Source organism: Vibrio sp. Of7-15 (genome assembly GCF_022347565.1).
Taxonomy (GTDB): Bacteria; Pseudomonadota; Gammaproteobacteria; order Enterobacterales; family Vibrionaceae; genus NORP241.
In genome coordinates, this window is record NZ_JAKRGH010000009.1 from 117,879 (window position 1) to 137,911 (window position 20,033).

Annotated in this window: 12 protein-coding genes and 1 other annotated feature; of the genes, 5 read left to right on the top strand and 7 right to left on the bottom strand. The window is 43.1% G+C overall.

The window, feature by feature from the left end:
* Position 1 precedes the first annotated feature (1 nt).
* The gene (thrA, locus tag MHO82_RS12120; RefSeq protein WP_239184208.1) at positions 2-2,461 is read right to left on the bottom strand and encodes a bifunctional aspartate kinase/homoserine dehydrogenase I; all 2,460 of its coding nucleotides are present in this window, start codon (positions 2,459-2,461) and stop codon (positions 2-4) included.
* A 25-nt stretch (positions 2,462-2,486) separates the two neighbouring features.
* Positions 2,487-2,605: a sequence feature (Thr leader region), on the bottom strand.
* A 268-nt stretch (positions 2,606-2,873) separates the two neighbouring features.
* On the opposite strand from thrA, the gene aceK reads away from it, so the two are divergent.
* Positions 2,874-4,586, top strand: coding sequence for a bifunctional isocitrate dehydrogenase kinase/phosphatase (gene aceK, locus MHO82_RS12125; protein ID WP_239184209.1), 1,713 nt, complete (start codon positions 2,874-2,876; stop codon positions 4,584-4,586).
* Positions 4,587-4,740: 154 nt separating this feature from the next.
* On the top strand, positions 4,741-5,205 hold the full coding sequence (locus MHO82_RS12130) for a hypothetical protein (RefSeq protein ID WP_239184210.1): 465 nt from the start codon (positions 4,741-4,743) through the stop codon (positions 5,203-5,205).
* Here the strand turns inward: MHO82_RS12130 and MHO82_RS12135 are convergent.
* Positions 5,202-5,693: a putative 4-hydroxy-4-methyl-2-oxoglutarate aldolase gene (locus MHO82_RS12135; protein ID WP_239184211.1), complete on the bottom strand. Its 492-nt coding sequence runs from the start codon at positions 5,691-5,693 to the stop codon at positions 5,202-5,204. The two genes, MHO82_RS12130 and MHO82_RS12135, sit on opposite strands and share 4 nt — an antisense overlap.
* A gap of 32 nt (positions 5,694-5,725) precedes the next feature.
* The gene (locus tag MHO82_RS12140; RefSeq protein ID WP_239184212.1) at positions 5,726-6,154 is read right to left on the bottom strand and encodes a DUF3293 domain-containing protein; all 429 of its coding nucleotides are present in this window, start codon (positions 6,152-6,154) and stop codon (positions 5,726-5,728) included.
* Positions 6,155-6,498: 344 nt separating this feature from the next.
* Between MHO82_RS12140 and arcA the strand changes: the two genes are divergently transcribed.
* A complete protein-coding gene (gene arcA, locus MHO82_RS12145; protein WP_239184213.1) occupies positions 6,499-7,215 on the top strand; it encodes a two-component system response regulator ArcA in 717 nt (238 codons plus the stop codon).
* A gap of 80 nt (positions 7,216-7,295) precedes the next feature.
* Here the strand turns inward: arcA and MHO82_RS12150 are convergent, their stop codons facing one another.
* The 4 genes from MHO82_RS12150 to MHO82_RS12165 form a co-directional block, all read right to left on the bottom strand.
* Positions 7,296-7,742, bottom strand: a complete 447-nt coding sequence (locus MHO82_RS12150; protein WP_239184214.1) for a hypothetical protein — start codon at positions 7,740-7,742, stop codon at positions 7,296-7,298.
* 8 nt (positions 7,743-7,750) lie between these two features.
* Positions 7,751-10,147, bottom strand: coding sequence for an aerobic respiration two-component sensor histidine kinase ArcB (gene arcB / locus MHO82_RS12155; protein WP_239184215.1), 2,397 nt, complete (start codon positions 10,145-10,147; stop codon positions 7,751-7,753).
* Between the two features lie 130 nt (positions 10,148-10,277).
* Positions 10,278-12,023 carry a GGDEF domain-containing protein gene (locus tag MHO82_RS12160; protein ID WP_239184216.1) on the bottom strand — a complete coding sequence of 582 codons (1,746 nt, stop codon included), beginning with the start codon at positions 12,021-12,023 and terminating at the stop codon, positions 10,278-10,280.
* Between the two features lie 125 nt (positions 12,024-12,148).
* Positions 12,149-13,093, bottom strand: a complete 945-nt coding sequence (locus MHO82_RS12165; protein ID WP_239184217.1) for a TIGR01212 family radical SAM protein — start codon at positions 13,091-13,093, stop codon at positions 12,149-12,151.
* A 630-nt stretch (positions 13,094-13,723) separates the two neighbouring features.
* On the opposite strand from MHO82_RS12165, the gene gltB reads away from it, so the two are divergent.
* Together gltB and MHO82_RS12175 are read left to right on the top strand one after the other, a co-directional pair.
* On the top strand, positions 13,724-18,271 hold the full coding sequence (gene gltB / locus MHO82_RS12170) for a glutamate synthase large subunit (RefSeq protein ID WP_239184263.1): 4,548 nt from the start codon (positions 13,724-13,726) through the stop codon (positions 18,269-18,271).
* The gene (locus MHO82_RS12175; protein WP_239184218.1) at positions 18,264-19,733 is read left to right on the top strand and encodes a glutamate synthase subunit beta; all 1,470 of its coding nucleotides are present in this window, start codon (positions 18,264-18,266) and stop codon (positions 19,731-19,733) included. Before gltB ends, MHO82_RS12175 begins: the two co-directional genes overlap by 8 nt.
* Positions 19,734-20,033 lie beyond the last annotated feature (300 nt).

A 20,033-nucleotide genomic window follows, 5' to 3' on the forward strand; every position in this document is an offset into this window, starting at 1 on the left:
CTTATACCCCTAGCTTCCAGCCTAATGTACGCATTAAATCAGAGAACACACCCGCTGCCGTCACTTCCGTGCCCGCACCGTAACCACGTAATACAAGTGGAATTGGCTGATAATAGCGGCTGTAGAAAGCCAAGGCATTTTCACCATCTTTGATCTTAAACATTGGATCATTTTCATCAACTGCCGCAATTCTTACCTTGCATTTACCTTCTAAAATCTCCCCAACATAACGCAGTACTTTGCCTTCTTTTGCGGCTTCGGCTAATGACTCTTTAAAATAGGCGTCCGCTTCAGGAAGGCGCGCCATGAACTCATCAACTGAACCAGAGTCATCAAAGCCTGGTGGCAGAGCTTGTTCAACTTCGACATCGTCAAGCTCTAAAGATAAACCAGCTTCACGAGCTAAAATCAGCAACTTACGAGCAACATCCATACCGGATAAATCGTCACGAGGATCTGGCTCAGTAAAACCATTATCTCGTGCAATAGTGGTCGCTTCACTTAGCGTCATGCCTTCATCTAACTTACCAAAAATGTAAGACAGAGAGCCGGATAAAATACCGTTGAATTTCTCAAGCTCATCGCCCGCTGCGATCAAATTTTGTAAGTTCTCAATAACAGGCAGACCAGCCCCAACCGTAGTTTCATACATGAACTTACGACGAGTCGCTCGTGCAGAATCACGCAGCTGATGGTAGTAAGCCATGCTTGCTGTATTTGCTTTTTTATTCGGTGTGATCACGTGGAAACCAGCGGATAAGAAATCGGCATATTGCTCAGCAATACCTTGATCAGACGTACAATCAATGATCACTGGGTTAATAATATGGTTACGCTGAACAAGGGCAATCAAGCGTGCCAAGCTAAACTCTTCCGTCGCACATCCCATGCGATCACGCCAGTTTTCTAATGGCAGGCCTGCACTGTCGGTCAGTAGACCTCGACTGTTGGCTAAGCCACATACTCGGATCACAATGCCCTTTTCCGCCAATTTCGGTTGCTGACGCTGAATTTGATCCACCAGCTCACCACCAACACCACCAACACCCACTACAAATACATCAAGGAAATGCTTACTGTTAAACAGGTTTTCATGACAAGCTTTGATGGATTCAGAGATCTTATCTTCAGGGATCACCGCCGAAATTGCGCGCTCCGAAGACCCTTGCGCAATAGCGACAATATTGACGTTCACTTCTGTTAAAGAGGTAAAGAACTGAGAAGCCACACCACGGGACGTACGCATACCATCACCAACTAGCGTTACGATGGCAACGTCATCAATAAATTCTACGGGCTCTAGTAGGCCATCTTTTAGCTCAAGTTCAAACGCCTCACGCAAAATTTGCTCTGCTTGTGGCTTGTCTTCTGCTTCAATACAGAAACTAATGCTGTACTCAGAGGAAGATTGGGTAATAAGGACAATTGAAATACCCGCAGTCGACATTGCGCCAAATACGCGAGCCGCCATGCCCACCATGCCTTTCATTCCCGGGCCAGACACGTTAACCATTGTCAGGTTACTAAGAGTCGTAATACCTTTAATAGATAAGTTATCTTCGCCAGTATCATGACCAATTAACGTACCAGCACCTTGCGGGTTAAAGCTATTTTTGATCAAACAAGGAATATGGAACTGGGCAATCGGTGCAATAGTTTTAGGGTGAAGAACGGAAGCACCAAAATAAGAAAGCTCCATCGCTTCTTGGTAGCTAAGTGATTTAAGAAGACGGGCATCGTCTACGATACGTGGATCACAGTTGTAGACACCATCCACATCCGTCCAAATTTCACAACACTCTGCGCGTAAACACGCTGCAAGCACAGCTGCCGAGTAATCTGAGCCGTTACGCCCTAGAGTCACTAACTCTCCTTGCTCATTACCAGCGGTGAAACCAGGCATGATGTTTACATGACCTTGCGGAAGTGGCTCATTTTTAAAATTCAGCGTAGAAACATCCACATCCACCATTGCTTCAAGGTGTTCGCCTTTAGCAAACAAGTACTTAACTGGATCAATCAAGCTTGCTGGTTGGCCTTTGGCTTCTAATACCGCTTTCATGGTGACAATGGAAATACGCTCACCCTTACTGATGATTTTTGCGTACACATTGTCCGGACATAACCCGAGTAAGTTGATGCCATGAACATATTGGCGAAGTTGCGACAAAGAATCTTTTAATTTTAGCTCTAAGGCTGACTTGTTCACTTGAGGCAGCTCAGACACGATGCCATCAAATAACTGTTTAAAAACAGATTCCACTTCAGCAATCTGTAATTCTGCTTCCCCATTTTTCAGTGTGCTATCAATAACTGAAACTAATTTATTGGTCACCTTTCCTGGTGCAGATAACACAACAGACACTTCTTGCTGACGTGCATTATTCGCAATGATGTCTGCCGCTCTTAAAAATCTATCTGCATCCGCTAACGATGAACCACCAAATTTTAAAACTCGCATCCCTTCCTCCCAATGATAAACTCGCAAAAAAAAAGCCTGTCCCTTGTGGGGTACAGGCTTTTTTTCAAAATACTTTCTCGTATCAGCCCACCCCAACACATTCCGTGCCGGTAATAATAATGGTTGTGGTGTTCATAGTGCTGATAGATGACATATGTGTTTTTTATTCGTTCGTTGTGTGCAATACCTAACCTTTAACCTATTTTATCTAATAGAGTCAATAAAAATTTATTTTTCACTTTTTAGTCCAGAGAACAAAAAACCAAAACAAGCCATTGATTTTAAACAACTTAAACAAGCTTAATAAAAATATCATTGCTTATTTATTTTTGTAAAAAAATCACGAAACATTTATTTACAGGGGATTTAATGTACAGTAAATAAACATAAGATCATGAAGAAGGAGCTTCGGATGGGTGCCAATATGGAACAACTTGTTGCTAACACCATACTACAAGGCTTTGATGCCATGTATGGCCGTTTTCTTGATGTCACAGCCGGAGCACAGCACCGTTTCGAGCAGTGTGATTGGCCCAGCGTGCAACTCGCGCTCAAACAAAGAATCAATTTTTATGACCACCATGTCGGGTTAGTAACCCAACAAATTAATGCCATGATCGGTGGTCGAAATTACATTAAACGTGCCTTTCTCATGGCCGTAAAAGCAGAGTACGTCACTTTGCTCGATAATTATCCCCGTTATGACATTGCCGAAAGCTTTTTCAATTCCGTCTACTGTCGTATTTTTGAACATCGTAATATCGATCGGGAAAAGCTCTTTGTCTGTTCCTCTCAAGATGGCCGAATTCCAACTTATCCAACTCCTCTAACCCGAACTTATGCAGCAACAGCTGGTATTTATGACATGGTTGAGCGTCTGATTGACGACACGCTGTTTACACGCCACTGGGAAGATAAATATCGAGATATAAAACGAGTTACTCACGCGATTCAAGATCACCTTCGTTCAACCTTTACACCCTGCACTCAAATCGAGCTCATCAGAGAGCCCTTTTATCGCAATAAAGGTTGCTACTTAATCGGAAAACTCACCACCGAACTGGGCACACACCCGTTTATTTTGCCCTTGATGAATCACCCCGAAAAAGGGTTATACATTGACGCTTGCATCATGAACCAAGACGAAGTCAGTAAAATTTTTGGCTTTGCTCGCTCTTATTTCATGGTCTACGCTCCCGCTCCAGCCGCGCTTGTCCGTTTCTTAAGAGGGCTGCTACCCAATAAGACCAAAGCCGAGCTCTACACCGCGATTGGTTGTCAAAAACACGGTAAAACCGAATTATACCGACAGTTTTTACGCCACCTTGAAAAATCAGACGATCAATTTGTCACCGCACCCGGCATCAAAGGCATGGTCATGACGGTGTTTACACTTCCTTCTTATGACTTCGTCTTTAAAATCATCAAAGATAAATTTGCCCCACCTAAAGACGTCACTCATCAAGTCGTGAAAGAAAAATATCGACTGGTAAAAGAACACGATCGTGTCGGGCGTATGGCTGATACATTGGAATACCGTAATTTTACTTTTACGAAAGACCGATTTAGTGACGAGCTGCTACAAGAATTATTGGAAGTCGCTCCATCCATTGTCAAAGTACACGGCAACGAGGTATCCATTAAGCACTTGTACATGGAAAGAAGAATGACGCCATTGAACATTTACATGGATACCGCTAATGAAGATGATCTAGCCATTGCTGTCAACGAATATGCGCTCGCTCTAAAACAGCTGGCCGCTGCAAATATTTTCCCGGGCGACATGCTGTTCAAAAACTTTGGGGTATCCCGTCATAAACGGGTGATTTTTTACGACTACGATGAAATCAGCTACATGACGGAAATGAACTTTAGGGAGATCCCACCTCCTCGTTTTCCTGAAGATGAAATGTCAGCAGAACCTTGGTACAGCATTGGGCAGTTTGATGTATTCCCTGAGGAATTCTCAACTTTCCTTCTAACCAATCAACGCATTCGAAAACTGTTTATGCAAAACCATAAAGAACTATTTGAAGCTGCATATTGGCGTAAATTGCAAAGCAATATAAATGCAGGCCACTATGAAGATGTATATCCATATAGTGAGCTTGAACGCTTCAAGTGATTTGAGTAAACAGAGAGAAAGTCGAGATTAAAATAATGAGAGTTATCACAGTTTATATGCAATAGCTCTCTTCTTTTTGAATCACAATTCCCAATCCAGAAATACTCGACTACCATGTATCTAGCAAATAATAAAAATAAAAGGTGGTAGGGAAATGACCAAATGGTTATTTACTCTGATCCTGCTGGTAGTGGCATTACCAACAACAGCAAATGAGTTAAATATTACAGACAAAGCCCCTTCCCCACATAAGTGGTTTGTGTCTTCTCAATCAGTGCCGACTGATCAATTTGATCTTTGGCAAGTAGACAGTGGGTACTCTTATTCGGTTTTTGATTCCGTAGAGTTATACGTGGGCGCTCGTCTACGCTCGAATGAACAAGAAACACGCTCAAATAAAGGTGGGCTGTTAAGTGGTATTAAATACAACTTCAGTGATCGCTTATCTGTACAAAGTGCCATTCATACCAGCAATACTGAAACAGAGACCCAAAACTCAGCGACCTCTGTAGAGCTGTCTAGTCAACTTCAGCTTTCCGAACAAATAGACCTACGAGCAACCATGGATTACGAAGCGTTACAGCAGGTCTATCAAATCGGTATTGGTTTTAAGTTCTAAAGTTTAGATAAATCTAGCGCTTCGGGACTAAGTAGTACTCCGTTTAAATCCGCATACACATAATCACCAGGTTGAATCATCTGATTATGTATCGTCAGTCCTACATTTGCTTCCCCGGCACCACGCTTTTCAGTTTTAAATGGGCAAGCACCTAACGCCTTTACTCCCAATTTTAAGCCCGATAACGTCGCGATGTCTCTCACTGCACCGTGAACTATGATGCCTTCCCAACCGTTTTTTACCGCTAACATAGCCAATTTATCACCAAGCAGCGCTCGCTTGCATGACCCATTGCCATCAATAAACAGCACCTTTCCTTTGCCGTTTTCCGACACAATGTCCCGAACTAACGAGTTATCGTGAAAACAGCGAAGTGTTACAAGCTCACCATAAAAACTTTTTTTATGCCCATAGTCTTTATATTCTTGCTCTAATAATTGAACACTCTCTTCATACTTATCACAAATATCTGGCAATAAATCTTTCATTGTTCCTCCATGATCCAATATTGAATTTTTACTTAACCTATAATTAAAAGCTCAGAAAAGAGGCCAAGATCACGAACGCTTTGCCCACCCAATAACACAGGCACTAAACGAATACGGCCACATTCCACATAATAAATTGCATTCTGATCAAACTGCTTTGCAAGCTCTACTGCCTCTAGTAACGGCACCTCAACCGCAAAGCTGTCTTCAAACCATCGCCCTTCTCTATCACTACCGACGATTTTAGAAAATCGCAATGAACGGCTTTTCATTTCCTGCATAAGCTTTTGATTATAAAAAAAGTTACGTTCATCTGGCTTTTTTACACTTCTCGGGTTCCAACCAGTGATAATAGCAAAACACTCAATAGACGGCGGTTCATCCACATAAAAAACAGTCGACGAATAATGCCCCCAAAGTTCTCTCTTACATTTTAGTTTGTCTTGCTCAATAACACTCATTTTTAGCGTTGCATCTATTTATATTCCCAATAAGTACAATACGACCTTTGATATAAATCAATAAAGTGCATGGAAATAAATATGAGTTATTGTTAGCGTGCTGTTAAGTGCTTAGAATTAGCCCATTCAAAGGAATCACTAGCCAGTAGCCTATTTATAGGATTTTGCGATTTTCGCTGCATTTATAGCCTAGATTGCCTGTAAGGACGGCGTACCGTTTAGAAGAGTGTTCTATTTGAGATATTTAGTTTATCATTCATGAATACTTTGCCTATATGTAAAAATTTTATATAGAATTTAATTATTCTATAACCGGTTTTCGAATTAGTAATTAGGTACCGCCCATGCAAACCCCCCAGATCCTGATCGTCGAAGATGAGCATGTTACTCGTAATACCCTAAAAAGCATTTTTGAAGCTGAGGGTTATAATGTTTATGAAGCCAATGATGGCGAAGAAATGCACCAGATGTTGTCTGAACATCACGTGCATTTGGTGATTATGGATATCAACCTACCGGGTAAAAATGGCCTTCTTCTTGCGCGTGAATTACGCGAACAAGGCGATATGGCGTTAATGTTCTTAACAGGACGTGATAACGAAGTTGATAAAATTTTAGGTCTTGAAATTGGTGCTGATGATTACATCACTAAGCCATTCAACCCTCGAGAGCTAACTATTCGTGCTCGTAACCTACTAACGCGAGCAATGAACCAAAGTGTTCCACAAGAAGATAAAAAGCTTGTTGAGCGCTACGAGTTTAATGGTTGGACTCTAGAAATTAATAGCCGCTCATTGATTAACCCTGATGGTGAACAATACAAATTGCCACGCTCTGAATTCCGAGCTTTACTGCATTTTTGTGAAAACCCAGGCAAAATCCAAACTCGTGCAGATCTTCTGAAAAAGATGACAGGCCGTGAGCTAAAACCACATGATCGTACTGTTGATGTGACCATCCGTCGCATCCGTAAGCATTTCGAGTCAACATCTGATACGCCAGAAATCATCGCGACAATCCACGGTGAAGGCTATCGTTTCTGTGGTGAATTAGAAGAGTAATCACTTTTCTCTACTATAGGTAAAAACAAAAAAGCCTCGTTCAGCGAGGCTTTTTTATATCTATCAACTAGCAAGCGCCGCTAGAACACTTCGGCCACTTTCACTTGTTCTTCAACCAACCACTCTGAACCACCGTTACCATCGGTAAGCTCTACCGCGATATCTATGCGCTGGCTTGGATCAACCTCCCCCTTCCATGACGCGGCAATTTCCCAGTAGTTCTCTTCGTGTGGACGGATTTCATACTGCTCTTCGCTCAAGCGCCACTCTTGCTCACCCTGACGAAATAAGACTTGTACCACTTCAATGTCAGGTGAAATCGTGGTTAACGCATTTAAACTCAGCGCTGCATTTGCTTTAACGCCAGTTTCACCCACCATTGGCATTTTATTTAGCCATACATTACTTTGCAGCGTAATACCTTCCCCTGCTATATAAGCAAAGGTATTACCCTGCCAGTCGGTCGTATTCATTGTTGCTGCGCACCCTGAAAGAGCTATTGCCAACGCTAACGCTATTCTTTTCATTCTCTATCCTAATTTGATTGCTGTGCTAGCCACTGTTTAAGTACATCGATATCATGATGGTATTCATTTTTTATTTCATCAACCCAGTCATTGATATTCTCCCACCATGCCGGGTGATCTGGTGATTGTGCTTTTTGAGCCACTTGCTGAATATGCTTCAACCCTATTGAACCAGCTGCGCCTTTAATTTTATGCGCTTCAGAGACAATGCCATCTTGATCTTTGGCTGTCATATTCGAATCTAAGATATCAATGTATTCTGGCATTAAGTTTTCAAACATCGCGATACTGTCGAGAATCGGTTTACTGCCGACAATCTCAACATACGAGATCAACATATCCATGTCTAATAACGTATTAAAGAGTTCGCTGTTATTACTTGGTTCTACTCTCATTTCTGGCTCTTTATTGTCTTTTTCAGGATTAAGCTGCTCTGTATTATTCAATGAAGCACTCTCTTTCACTTCAGAGTTAATGGCCAAGCGTTCTATTACTTCCGTTAAGGCTTTCACACTAAGCGGCTTACTGATAGCTTCATCCATGCCTTTAGAAAAATATTCCCCTTTTTCTTTCAGCACATTTGCCGTTAACGCAACCAATGGTGGCAAATTGTCATAATGAGATCGGAAGTGCTGAGCAATATCAAAGCCTGTCATATCAGGTAACTGGATATCCAGTAATACTAAGTCATACTTACTTGGTTCAAACATTTCAATCGCTTCATCGCCACGCATAGCAACATCCACCGTGTGCCCTAAGCTTTCGAGTAATGAACGGGCAACCGTAATGTTCAGTTCAATGTCTTCCACCATGAAAATATGTAAACTTGACTGGCTTTTCACTGGCATGGCTTCTTCTTCTTCCACCTGATCCACCAGCGGCACAGAAATGGTCACGGTAAAGGTACTACCAAACCCTTCTTCACTCGATACCGTAATATCTCCCCCCATCATATTGATGAGCTGATACGATACTGCCAACCCAATTCCAGTACCTACAGCATGCAAATTATCACTGCTGTGTTTCACTTGATAATACATCGCAAAAATCTTATCGAGCTCAGACTCAGGAATACCGATACCTGTGTCCTCCACTTCGAAAATAAGATCGGCGCTGTTATCGTGAATGTCACTGCTCACCGTCATCACCACACCGCCTTCTTTGGTGAACTTCATGGCATTACCAATCAAGTTCCAAAGCACTTGGCGTAAACGCGTCCCATCAACCTCTATGTATTTCGGAAGATCGCTTAATCGCTCTAAATCAAAACGCAGCTTTTTCTGCTCAGCCATTAAACCTGAGATATTTTCCATTTCGATGACAAAATCTGTGAAATCAAGTGGTTTTGGCATCAACTCTAACTTACGGCGATCAAACTTATCCATATCGATAATGTCATTAAAAATATTACCGAGCGTAATGGCACTGACATTAATGGTGCGCATGTAATTACGTTGTTCATTGTTTAAGGAAGAGTCCAAAAGCATACGGCTTAGACCCACAATGCCATTTAATGGAGTACGCAGTTCATGACTGATTGTGGAAATAAAGGTTGTTTTGTCTCGACTGGCTTTTTCTAAAGCATCTTGATAATGCTTACGCTCGGTTGTATCACGGCCAAAACCAACCAAACCTAAGTGACGGCCATCTTTACTATAAAATGGGATTTTACTGAGTTCAAAGTATGCCTTACGACCATCTGGATACTCTAACCATTGGTCGTAAGTCAAAGAGCTGTTCTGGCTAAACACTTGCTCATCTGTTTCCACAACTTTTGATGCCACTTCTTTGCTGTATACGTCCCATGGTGTTAAGCCAACTAACTCTTTTTCCGTACGACCAGTCAGCTCTTCCATGGCTCGGTTACAGCCAGAGAATTGCCCTTGTGCATTACGGTAATAAATAAGATCTGGAGAGGTATCAAGAAAGGAACGTAATAAAGCCGTTTGTTCTGCCAATTCCAGCTGAGCTTTTTCACGTTGGAAGACTTCATTTTCAAGATCGTGCATGGCCTCTTGCCGCGCCTCTTCGGCTTTTTCACGTTCTTCAATCTCTTGATTCAACTGCTTAATGTTGTCTTGTAGCTGGTGATTTAGCTCCATATCACGAGCACGCATCTCTTCTAACTTAGTAACTAATTTAGACAAGCGTTGACGAGAATCTTCCAATTGATCCACCACAACGGATAAAAAATACACCGCCCAAGGCGTGATTAATAATCCAAAAAAGACAGAGCGAACAATATCAATATTATCCACCTCTCCTTGAAGACCTAATGTCACTCCAACTTGCACCACAACAGCCAAGGCAACCAGAGCCAAAGCAAGCAGCATGCTAAACCGCATAATGCCAAGCTTTACCATCAAATCAACATAGTATTGAGCCAGAAGTTTTATCTGTTTCATGATGTTTTCCATTACTTACATTAATGGAAATCATATAGTGAGTTATGAGATTCCCCTAGAGGCAAATCTCATAACCTTAATGAAAAACACAACTTTTCTATTTAAAGACAGGAAAAAACGAAGAGATATATTAGATTGATGAAATACTCTGGGTTTGATTACGCCCTGCACGCTTAGCCTGATACAGTGCTTTATCGGCAATCCCCACCAGTTCACCATAATCTTGACCATGTTTAGGGATAATAGAAGCAACCCCCAGACTCACAGTCAGCAAGGATGATATCTCCGAATACTCATGGGAAATTTCTGCATCAACTAATGCTTGGTGTATCTTACGGGCCACAATATCGGCCCCTTCTAAGGTAGTATCGGGCAATAACATCACAAACTCTTCTCCCCCGTAACGTGCAACCATATCAGTTGCACGAGTGACCACAGAAGAAAACACATCTGCTACTTTACGTAATGCTTCATCCCCGAGTTGATGGCCATAGTTGTCGTTATACGATTTGAAACTATCAATATCACATAAAATAATCGACAACGGTTGTTGCTGACGAATATGCAGTAACCATAACGTTTTCAGCTGCTCATCAAAGCTACGACGGTTCGCCACTTTGGTTAGGCCATCAATAAAGCTTAACGTTTTCAGCTTCGCATTTACTTTCGCTAATGCCTGCTCTGCCAGCACACGCTCAGTGACATCGCGCGCCATCACCAGCACACCGCGGCTTTCATTCGCCGAGTTATAATACGCAGATTTAATCACATCAAACCACGTAATAGTGCCATCTGAATGTTTTAACTCATCAATGTACTTTACTGTATTGCCAGTTTCTAAGACCTTCTGATCCGTATTGTGGTAACGGCGATACACCGCTTCTGGCAGCACATCTTTGATGGTTTTTCCGATCAACTGCTCGGCAGAGGACACACCAATCGAATAAGCAAACGGCTCATTACATGCTTCATAAATGTAGTGCTCATTGAACATGCCAATCGGATCTGGGCACGAGTCTAATATGCTTTGTAATAAGCTATCTCGGTGAGCCAATGCCACTTCGGTATCTTGACGCTTTTCAATTTCATGACGCAAGTTTTCCTGCATAACGTGCCAGTCCGTTACATCATGACTGATACTCAACGTGCCCACGGTTTCACCTTGCTCATTTAGTAACAGGCTTTGGTGCGTCTCTAATAAGCAACTGCTGCCATCAGGTGAGGTTGTCCAGCTGCGATTTGATGAACGGCCCCGCATCAAAGACGTATTAATATCAACAATACCTTCCTCTACCCGATCCCGCCAGAAACGATCAAAGGCTTTATTCGTCCCCAGAAGTTCCCCTTGATTATTTTGAAAATACACTAATTCACTCAACGAATTCAGCGCACTCTTAGACACAAGAAGTTGGTCATATTGTTGGCTATTTTCAGAACCTTTTTCTTCTGTTGGAACCGCATAAAGCAGCCATGCCTTTTTTCCTCGGAATGAAATGTATCGACCAGATAAGGTGATTTTTTTAGAATTGACCTCAGATACGGGCCATGTCATCTCCAACCCAGAGAAAGTCACTCCCGAATAGCTGGCCAATTGTTGGCATAACGAGGTGGTAGATATCAGCTCAGGGTAACGAAATGTCGAGCCTATTTTACGAATACCTAATAGTTGTTGCGCTTTGGTATTTGCTTGTAATAAACGACCACTGCTCATTTTGATCGTTAAAGTAGCAATAGGCATCTGCATCAAGATCTGCTCTGTTCTCTGCTGATGCCTTATTTGAATAAAACGAATAAGTGCCAAACATATCATGATAACCAAAGCAGTTAAGCCATAGCCTTCTGTGGTGTCTAATAGCCAGGTACCAAGATCCTTCATCGCTTTCCTTTATCATTCTATGCATTGATCAGATATTCGCGCTGATTCGATAAAGTCAGCAAAGCTATTCTACCGAGTGACACTTCGATTCACCAACAAATCTTATTCATTACTATAGTTAGAGTTTAATGCGATTTCCTGACAGGTTCCGTATAGATAAAAGATTGATTTATCAAACTTCCTTGAGCGCCATCAACATCCAGTTTTCGACCTATTTCTGTCATGGCTAACCAGCGTTTTTCACACCATAACGGTGCCAGTAATGTCGGCCTTCTCGCCGTGGCTGTTACGCGATGAAAAATAATGTCAGGTGGCGTTAGACGAATCAGCTCGCATGCTATATCGATGTATTCTTCCATCTCCTGAGCTTGCATACGCCCTGTGTGCCATGCTTTAGCCATGGTACTGCCTTCCACAATATGCAGCGGATGAAGTTTTATGCCATCAGTGCCCGTTTCAATTACTTTGGCTAACGTGTTGCGATTATCATCTCGGCTTTCCCCCGCCAAACCGATAATAAGATGTGTGCATACCTTAATGCCTAACGCTCGTGCTCTACGAGTAATGGTGTCATAGCACGCAAAGTCATGACCACGGTTAATTCGTTTTAATGTGCTCTCTTTTGCTGTTTGCAAACCAAGCTCTAACCAGACTTCGTAGCCTTGCTGAACGTAATCAGATAATAACTCTAACACCGCATCAGGGACACAATCAGGCCGAGTACCCACACATAACCCCACGATATTGGCTTCCGACAATGCCTCTTCATACATTCTTTTTAAGGTTTGCACTTCCGCATAAGTGGACGTGTACGCTTGAAAATACGCCAAATATTTTTTGGCACGATGAACTTCATTTGCTCTTTCGGCCAACTGAACTTGAATCGATTTTTCTTGAGTTTGCTCATCGGCGAACGATGCTACATTGCAAAAAGTACACCCCCCTCGACCGATAGTGCCATCACGATTAGGGCAACTAAAACCGCCATGTAAAGTTAATTTATGGACCTTCTCACCGTAACGGCGCTGTAGATCTTGACCAAAGGTATTTACCAACTCATGCAGTTGCATTCTTCATTACTCTAAGACGTTAAAACTAGCCTAATCGGCCTTTGATAGTATTTTTTGCCACTAAACATCAAAAGTAAGCGATCAACCACTTAAATGATAATGGTTATCACTAAGATTTGTGAAATTAACATTCGAATCTGTAGAAAAAAAACAGGTTTAGACTACATATAAACTGGGAACCGGCCCCTAACACAAATCAATAAAAACGCATAATTTAGCTATTAAAGCGCAAAAGTTAATGCAAAGTTAAATAGTTATGCACAATGACTAATGAAAAACTGCTTTTACATGTAAGTTTAGTTGGTATTTAGCAAGACAAAAATGTAGGATAGTTACATAACAAGATTATTTATTAGCCGATACACCGGATTAGCTATCGGCCAAAAAGTGATACCCACCCACCATAAATTGTTGAACGACTGGAGTCATATTCAACACAACGGGCATCGCATTGGAGAGGTTACTTTGCAAGTACATCAGTGCTACCGCAAAGAGCCAGAAAGGATTCAGGCTCTACACCAGAGGGTTAATCACACCCCGTAGAGTTCTAGATTTCAAAAATACAAAAAAGGACAAGGCATAAATTTGCATAGACAAGTTGCGCCTGCTAAAAACTGGAAGGATGTATCTATGGTAGATAGAGAGCAGAATGCACGAGGTATGTATGTACCAGAATTGGAACATGACGCCTGTGGAATCGGTTTTGTTGCTCACCTTAAAAACCGTAAATCTCATGAAATTGTAACTCAAGCACTGGATATGCTGGCACGAATGGAACATCGTGGTGGCCAAGGTTGTGATCCGTGCAGTGGTGATGGCGCAGGCATTCTTTTGCAAAAGCCCCACGAGTTCTTATTAGAAGAGACCGTCCAACAAGGCATTAAACTGCCAGCGTTCGACAAATACGGTGTTGGTGTGGTGCTTTTTCCTAAAGATGAGTACAAACGTCAACAGTGTCGCGACATTCTAGAGCGCAATGCTAAGCGCTTAGATCTTGAAGTTATTGGCTACCGTGTCTTACCTGTAGACAATTCAATGATCGGTGAAGATCCACTCAGCACAGAACCTCAGTTTGAACACGTATTCATTACTGGCGGCTCAAACCTAGATCCTGCGGTTCTTGAGCGTAAACTGTATGTTTTACGTAACTACACAGTGCGTGTGTGCCTAGAAAGCGTTTCTAACATCGGCGATGATTTTTACATCAACTCTCTGTCGTACAAAACATTAGTGTACAAAGGCCAGCTCACCACAGAACAAGTTCCTCAGTATTTCTTGGATCTTAAAAACCCAAGCATGGTAACGGCACTTGCCCTTGTTCACTCTCGCTTTTCTACCAATACATTCCCTCGCTGGCGCTTGGCTCAACCATTCCGTTACATTGCCCATAATGGTGAAATCAACACCGTTCGCGGTAATCTTAACTGGATGAAAGCCCGTGAAGCGATCCTTGAATCTGACTTATTCAGCCAGCAAGAAATCAATATGCTGCTTCCGATCTGTCAAGAAGGCAGCTCAGATTCATCGAACTTCGATATGGCGCTAGAGCTACTGGTTCTTTCTGGTCGTAGCTTGCCACACGCTTTAATGATGCTGATCCCTGAAGCATGGCAAGAAAATAAAAACATGGATCCAAAGCGTCGTGCTTTCTACCAATATCACGCTAACGTTATGGAGCCTTGGGACGGCCCAGCTTCTGTGTGTTTCACGGATGGTGTTCAAGTAGGAGCAACATTAGATCGTAATGGTCTTCGCCCTTCTCGTTATACCGTGACTAAAGACGACTTCCTCGTCATGGCGTCAGAATCTGGTGTGGTGGAAATTGAGCCAGAAAACGTTCAATTCCGTGGTCGCCTACAACCTGGTCGTATCTTTGTGGCAGACTTAGAACAAGGTCGCATTATTTCTGATGAAGAAGTAAAAGATTCAATCGCCACGGCACAGCCTTATGAACAATGGGTGAAAGACAACCTATTAAGCTTAAAAGAGCTACCTGAAGCCGACAACATGCACCACCAGCCAACACCTGAGCGTCTGCTGCATCACCAACAAGCATTTGGTGTTAGCTCAGAAGAAGTGAATGAGATCATCGTTCCTCTTGCGAAAACAGGTTACGAACCATTAAGTGCCATGGGTGCAGACTGGCCTCTGGCTGTTCTTTCGCACCAATCTCAACATTTATCCAACTACTTCAAGCAATTGTTTGCTCAAGTTACCAACCCGCCAATCGATCCGATCCGTGAACGTATGGTAATGTCTTTAAATACCTACCTTGGTAAAGATCAGAACCTACTGAGCGAAACAGCAGAGCACTGCCAAAAAGTAGAATTAGAGTCTCCAGTTCTTTCTAACGACGAACTAGAAAAACTGCGTGCGATTGATAACGAGCACTTACAATCCAAAACATTAGATATTGTCTTCCGCGCAAACGGCGATGCAGGCAAGCTTGAGCGTGCTCTAAAACGTATTTGTCAGTATTCAGAAGATGCCGTTATCGACGGTTATTCCATCATCATCCTGACAGACCGTGCCGTCAACTCAAACCATGCCGCAATCCCTGCCATGCTGGCGGTAGGTGCGGTTCATCACCACCTCATCCGTAAAGGGTTACGTGCCAAGTGTGACATCGTCGTAGAAACGGGAGATGCTCGTGAAACCCACCACTTTGCAACTCTTGTGGGCTACGGTGCGAATGCGGTAAACCCATACTTAGTCACTGAAACCATTGTTGATCTTCAGAAGAAGAAGAAACTCGACCCAGAAATTTCATCGGTCGAGCTATTCAATAACTACCGCAAAGGGGTTAACGGCGGCCTATTAAAAATCTTCTCAAAAATGGGGATCTCAACCCTACAGTCTTACCATGGCGCGCAAATCTTTGAAGCTCTGGGGATCAGTAAGTCAGTCGTAGACAAATACTTCACCGGTACGGTTTCACGTATTGAAGGTTTAACCATCGATGACATTGCCCAAGAAGTGCTGGTTCGTCACCGTGTGGGTTACCCGACTCGTGAAATCCCAGTTCAGGTTCTGGATGTGGGTGGAGTCTATCAGTGGAAGCAGCGTGGTGAGAAACACTTGTTTAACCCTGAAACAATTTCACTACTGCAAAAATCAACCCGTAACAAAGACTACGAACAATTTAAGCAGTACGCCCACGCAGTTGACTCACAAGGTGATAACGCCGCGACATTACGTAGCCAATTAGAGTTCATCAAAAATCCAGCAGGCTCCATTCCTCTTGCCGACGTTGAACCTATTGAGAATATTCTTAAGCGTTTCGCAACGGGTGCAATGAGCTTTGGTTCTATTTCTTACGAAGCACACTCCACACTGGCTGTTGCAATGAACCGCATCGGAGCGAAATCAAACTCAGGTGAAGGTGGTGAAGATCCTGCTCGTTTTGAACGCAAAGACAACGGTGACTGGGAACGTTCTGCCATCAAACAGGTGGCTTCTGGCCGCTTTGGTGTAACGTCTTACTACCTAACGAATTCTGATGAAATTCAGATCAAAATGGCACAAGGTGCGAAACCCGGTGAAGGTGGTCAGCTACCTGGAGATAAAGTCGATGATTGGATCGGTGCAACACGTCACTCCACCCCAGGGGTTGGCTTAATTTCACCACCGCCACACCATGATATTTACTCTATCGAAGATTTGGCTCAACTGATCTACGATCTCAAAAACGCGAACCGCGCTGGCCGTGTCAACGTGAAACTCGTATCGGAAGCAGGCGTAGGTACGATTGCATCGGGTGTAGCAAAAGCGAAAGCTGACGTAGTACTTATCGCAGGTTTTGATGGTGGTACAGGTGCATCTCCGATGTCTTCTATTCGTCACACCGGTCTGCCTTGGGAGCTAGGCTTAGCTGAAACTCACCAAACACTGCTGAAAAATGGCCTACGTAACCGTATCGTTGTTCAATCTGACGGTCAGATGAAAACGCCACGTGACCTTGCAGTCGCAACGCTACTTGGTGCTGAAGAATGGGGCGTAGCAACAGCAGCCTTGGTTGTTGAAGGCTGTATCATGATGCGTAAGTGTCATAAGAATACATGTCCTGTTGGTATCGCAACGCAAAACAAAACCCTTCGTGAGCGTTTCGACGGCCGCGTAGAAGATGTTGTCACCTTCTTCCAATACATGGCTGAAGGTCTACGTGAAGTCATGGCTGAGCTTGGTTTCCGCACTATTGATGAAATGGTGGGTCAATCACACAAACTGAAGATCCGTGATGATATCGGCCACTGGAAATACAAAAACCTAGATTTAAGTCCTGTTCTGTTCAATGAACCTGCCCGCCCTGAAGACGGCATTTTCAACCAGCGTGAACAAGAGCATAACCTTGAAAATGTTCTCGACCGTAAGCTAATTGAAGCCGCTGCACCAGCGCTCTATGAAGGCAAACAAGTAGATGCTGAGTTTGACATCATCAACACCGACCGCAGTGCGGGAACCATGCTGTCGAACGAAATTTCAAAAATTTACAAAGACCAAGGCTTACCACAGCCAATGAACGTCAAGTTCAACGGCAGTGCGGGCCAAAGCTTAGGAGCCTTCCTTGCCAAAGGCGTGAAATTTGAAGTCGAAGGTGACGCCAATGACTACTGGGGTAAGGGCCTGTCTGGCGGTACGTTAGTGCTGTACCCAGATGCAAAATCAGACATTATTCCAGAAGACAATATTGTCGTAGGTAACGTTTGTTTCTATGGTGCTACGTCGGGCGAGTCTTACATTCGAGGTATGGCTGGTGAACGTTTCTGTGTTCGTAACTCTGGTGCAAAAGTGGTAGTTGAAGGTGTTGGTGACCACGGTTGTGAATACATGACTGGTGGTGTAGCCGTTATTCTCGGTCAAACAGGCCGTAACTTTGCCGCAGGTATGAGTGGCGGTGTTGCCTATGTTTGGGATCAGTTCAATGACTTCGAAACCAAACTAAACCCTGAGCTAGTTGACCTAGACCCAATTGAGCAAGAAGACAAAGATCTGCTCACAGAAATGCTAACTAAACATGTTGAATTGACTGGTAGTACAGTTGCAGCAACTTTCCTATCCAACTTTGAAGCAAACCTTCAACAGATGGTGAAAGTCATGCCAAGGGATTACAAAGCCGTACTACTAAAACGTAAAGCAGAAGCTGTAAACAAGGAAGAGTTGGAGGCCGTAAATGGGTAAGCCTACAGGATTTTTGGAGTTTGGCCGTGAACTGCCACAAAAATTAGATCCAAGTGTTCGTATTCAAGACAACAAAGAATTTGTCTTAAACAAAGAATTTGGCAATAAAATCAATGAGCAAGCATCGCGCTGTATGGATTGTGGCGTTCCTTTTTGCCACAACTCATGCCCGATTGGTAACATCATCCCAGAGTTTAATGACGCGGTGTTTCGCGACAGCTGGGAAGAGGCATGGAACATTTTAAGCACCACCAATAACTTCCCAGAGTTTACTGGTCGTGTTTGCCCTGCGCCTTGTGAAAGTGGCTGTGTCCTTGGCATTAACCAAGATCCAATCACCATCTGTAACATCGAAAAAACCATTGTGGAAACGGCCTACCGTGAAGGGTATGCAAAACCTAAAACGCCACGCTCTCGCACAGGTAAAACAGTCGCGATCATCGGTTCAGGGCCGGCAGGGCTGGCAGCCGCTGAGCAGCTAAACAGCGCTGGCCATACTGTTACCGTATTTGAACGTGATGAAAAAGTGGGTGGTTTACTTCGCTTTGGTATCCCAGATTTCAAACTCGGCATGGATGTCATTGATCGTAAAATCAATTTAATGTCTGACGCGGGCATCAAGTTTGAAGTCAATGCCCACATTGGTGTTGATATTAATGCACAACAACTGCGCCAAGACTTTGATGTGGTGTTATTAACAGGCGGCTCTACAGTGCCTCGTAACTTACCAATTCCAGGCCGTGAGCTCTCAGGTGTTCATTTTGCCATGGAGTTTTTAGGCCAAAATAACCGCCGTGCAAACAACATGGATCTGAAAACAGAAGAAATTCACGTTAAAGATAAGCACGTGGTAGTTATCGGTGGTGGTGATACCGGCTCAGACTGTGTAGGCACATCAAACCGCCATGGTGCGGCAAGCATTACACAAGTAGAAATCATGCCGATCCCACCTGAAAAGCGCCCAGCAAATCAGCCATGGCCTGAATACCCAATGATCATGAAAACCACTACTTCACACGAAGAAGGCTGTGATCGTCATTGGAATATTCTGACCAAAGAGTTTATCGGCGATGAAAGTGGCAACGTGAAAGCATTGCGTATTGCCGATATTCAGTGGGATGAACCTAAAGCGGGTGAGCGCCCTAACTTCACTGAAGTGGCTGGCTCTGAGCGAATTATTCCATGTGATGCCGCATTCTTAGCGATGGGTTTTTTGCACCCAGAACCAACAGGCGTTCTTGCTCAACTGGATATTAAACTGGATGAGCGTGGCAATGTTGCAACCGACGGGTTCGCAACAAACCAAAAAGGCGTGTTTGCCGCCGGTGATATGCGAACAGGCCAATCTTTGGTAGTTCGCTGTATCAATGAAGGTCGTGAATGTGCTCGTGAAGTAGATGAATACTTAATGGGTAACACTAACCTTGAAGCAAAAGCAGATTCTTTAATGCTATCAGCATAATCTATTGTAATTCCTTCCAATCTTGGCCAGTGCTTTGACGCTGGCCTTTTTTATACCTGCTTTTTATTCCTCCAAAATCCGCATACTTAAGATTATGTTCTACACTATTAATCATTAAATACGCATAAAAATTTTTAATTGCCTCTCAAAAAAATACGCCACAAAAATGTAACAAAAAGGTTAAAAATAAAACACTAAGCCATTGTTATATAAGAGATAAAAATCACTAATCATTACTATTATATAATTAGAAACACAATATTGTGAAAGCTTGACCTTTTTATTAATTCCTTATAGCTT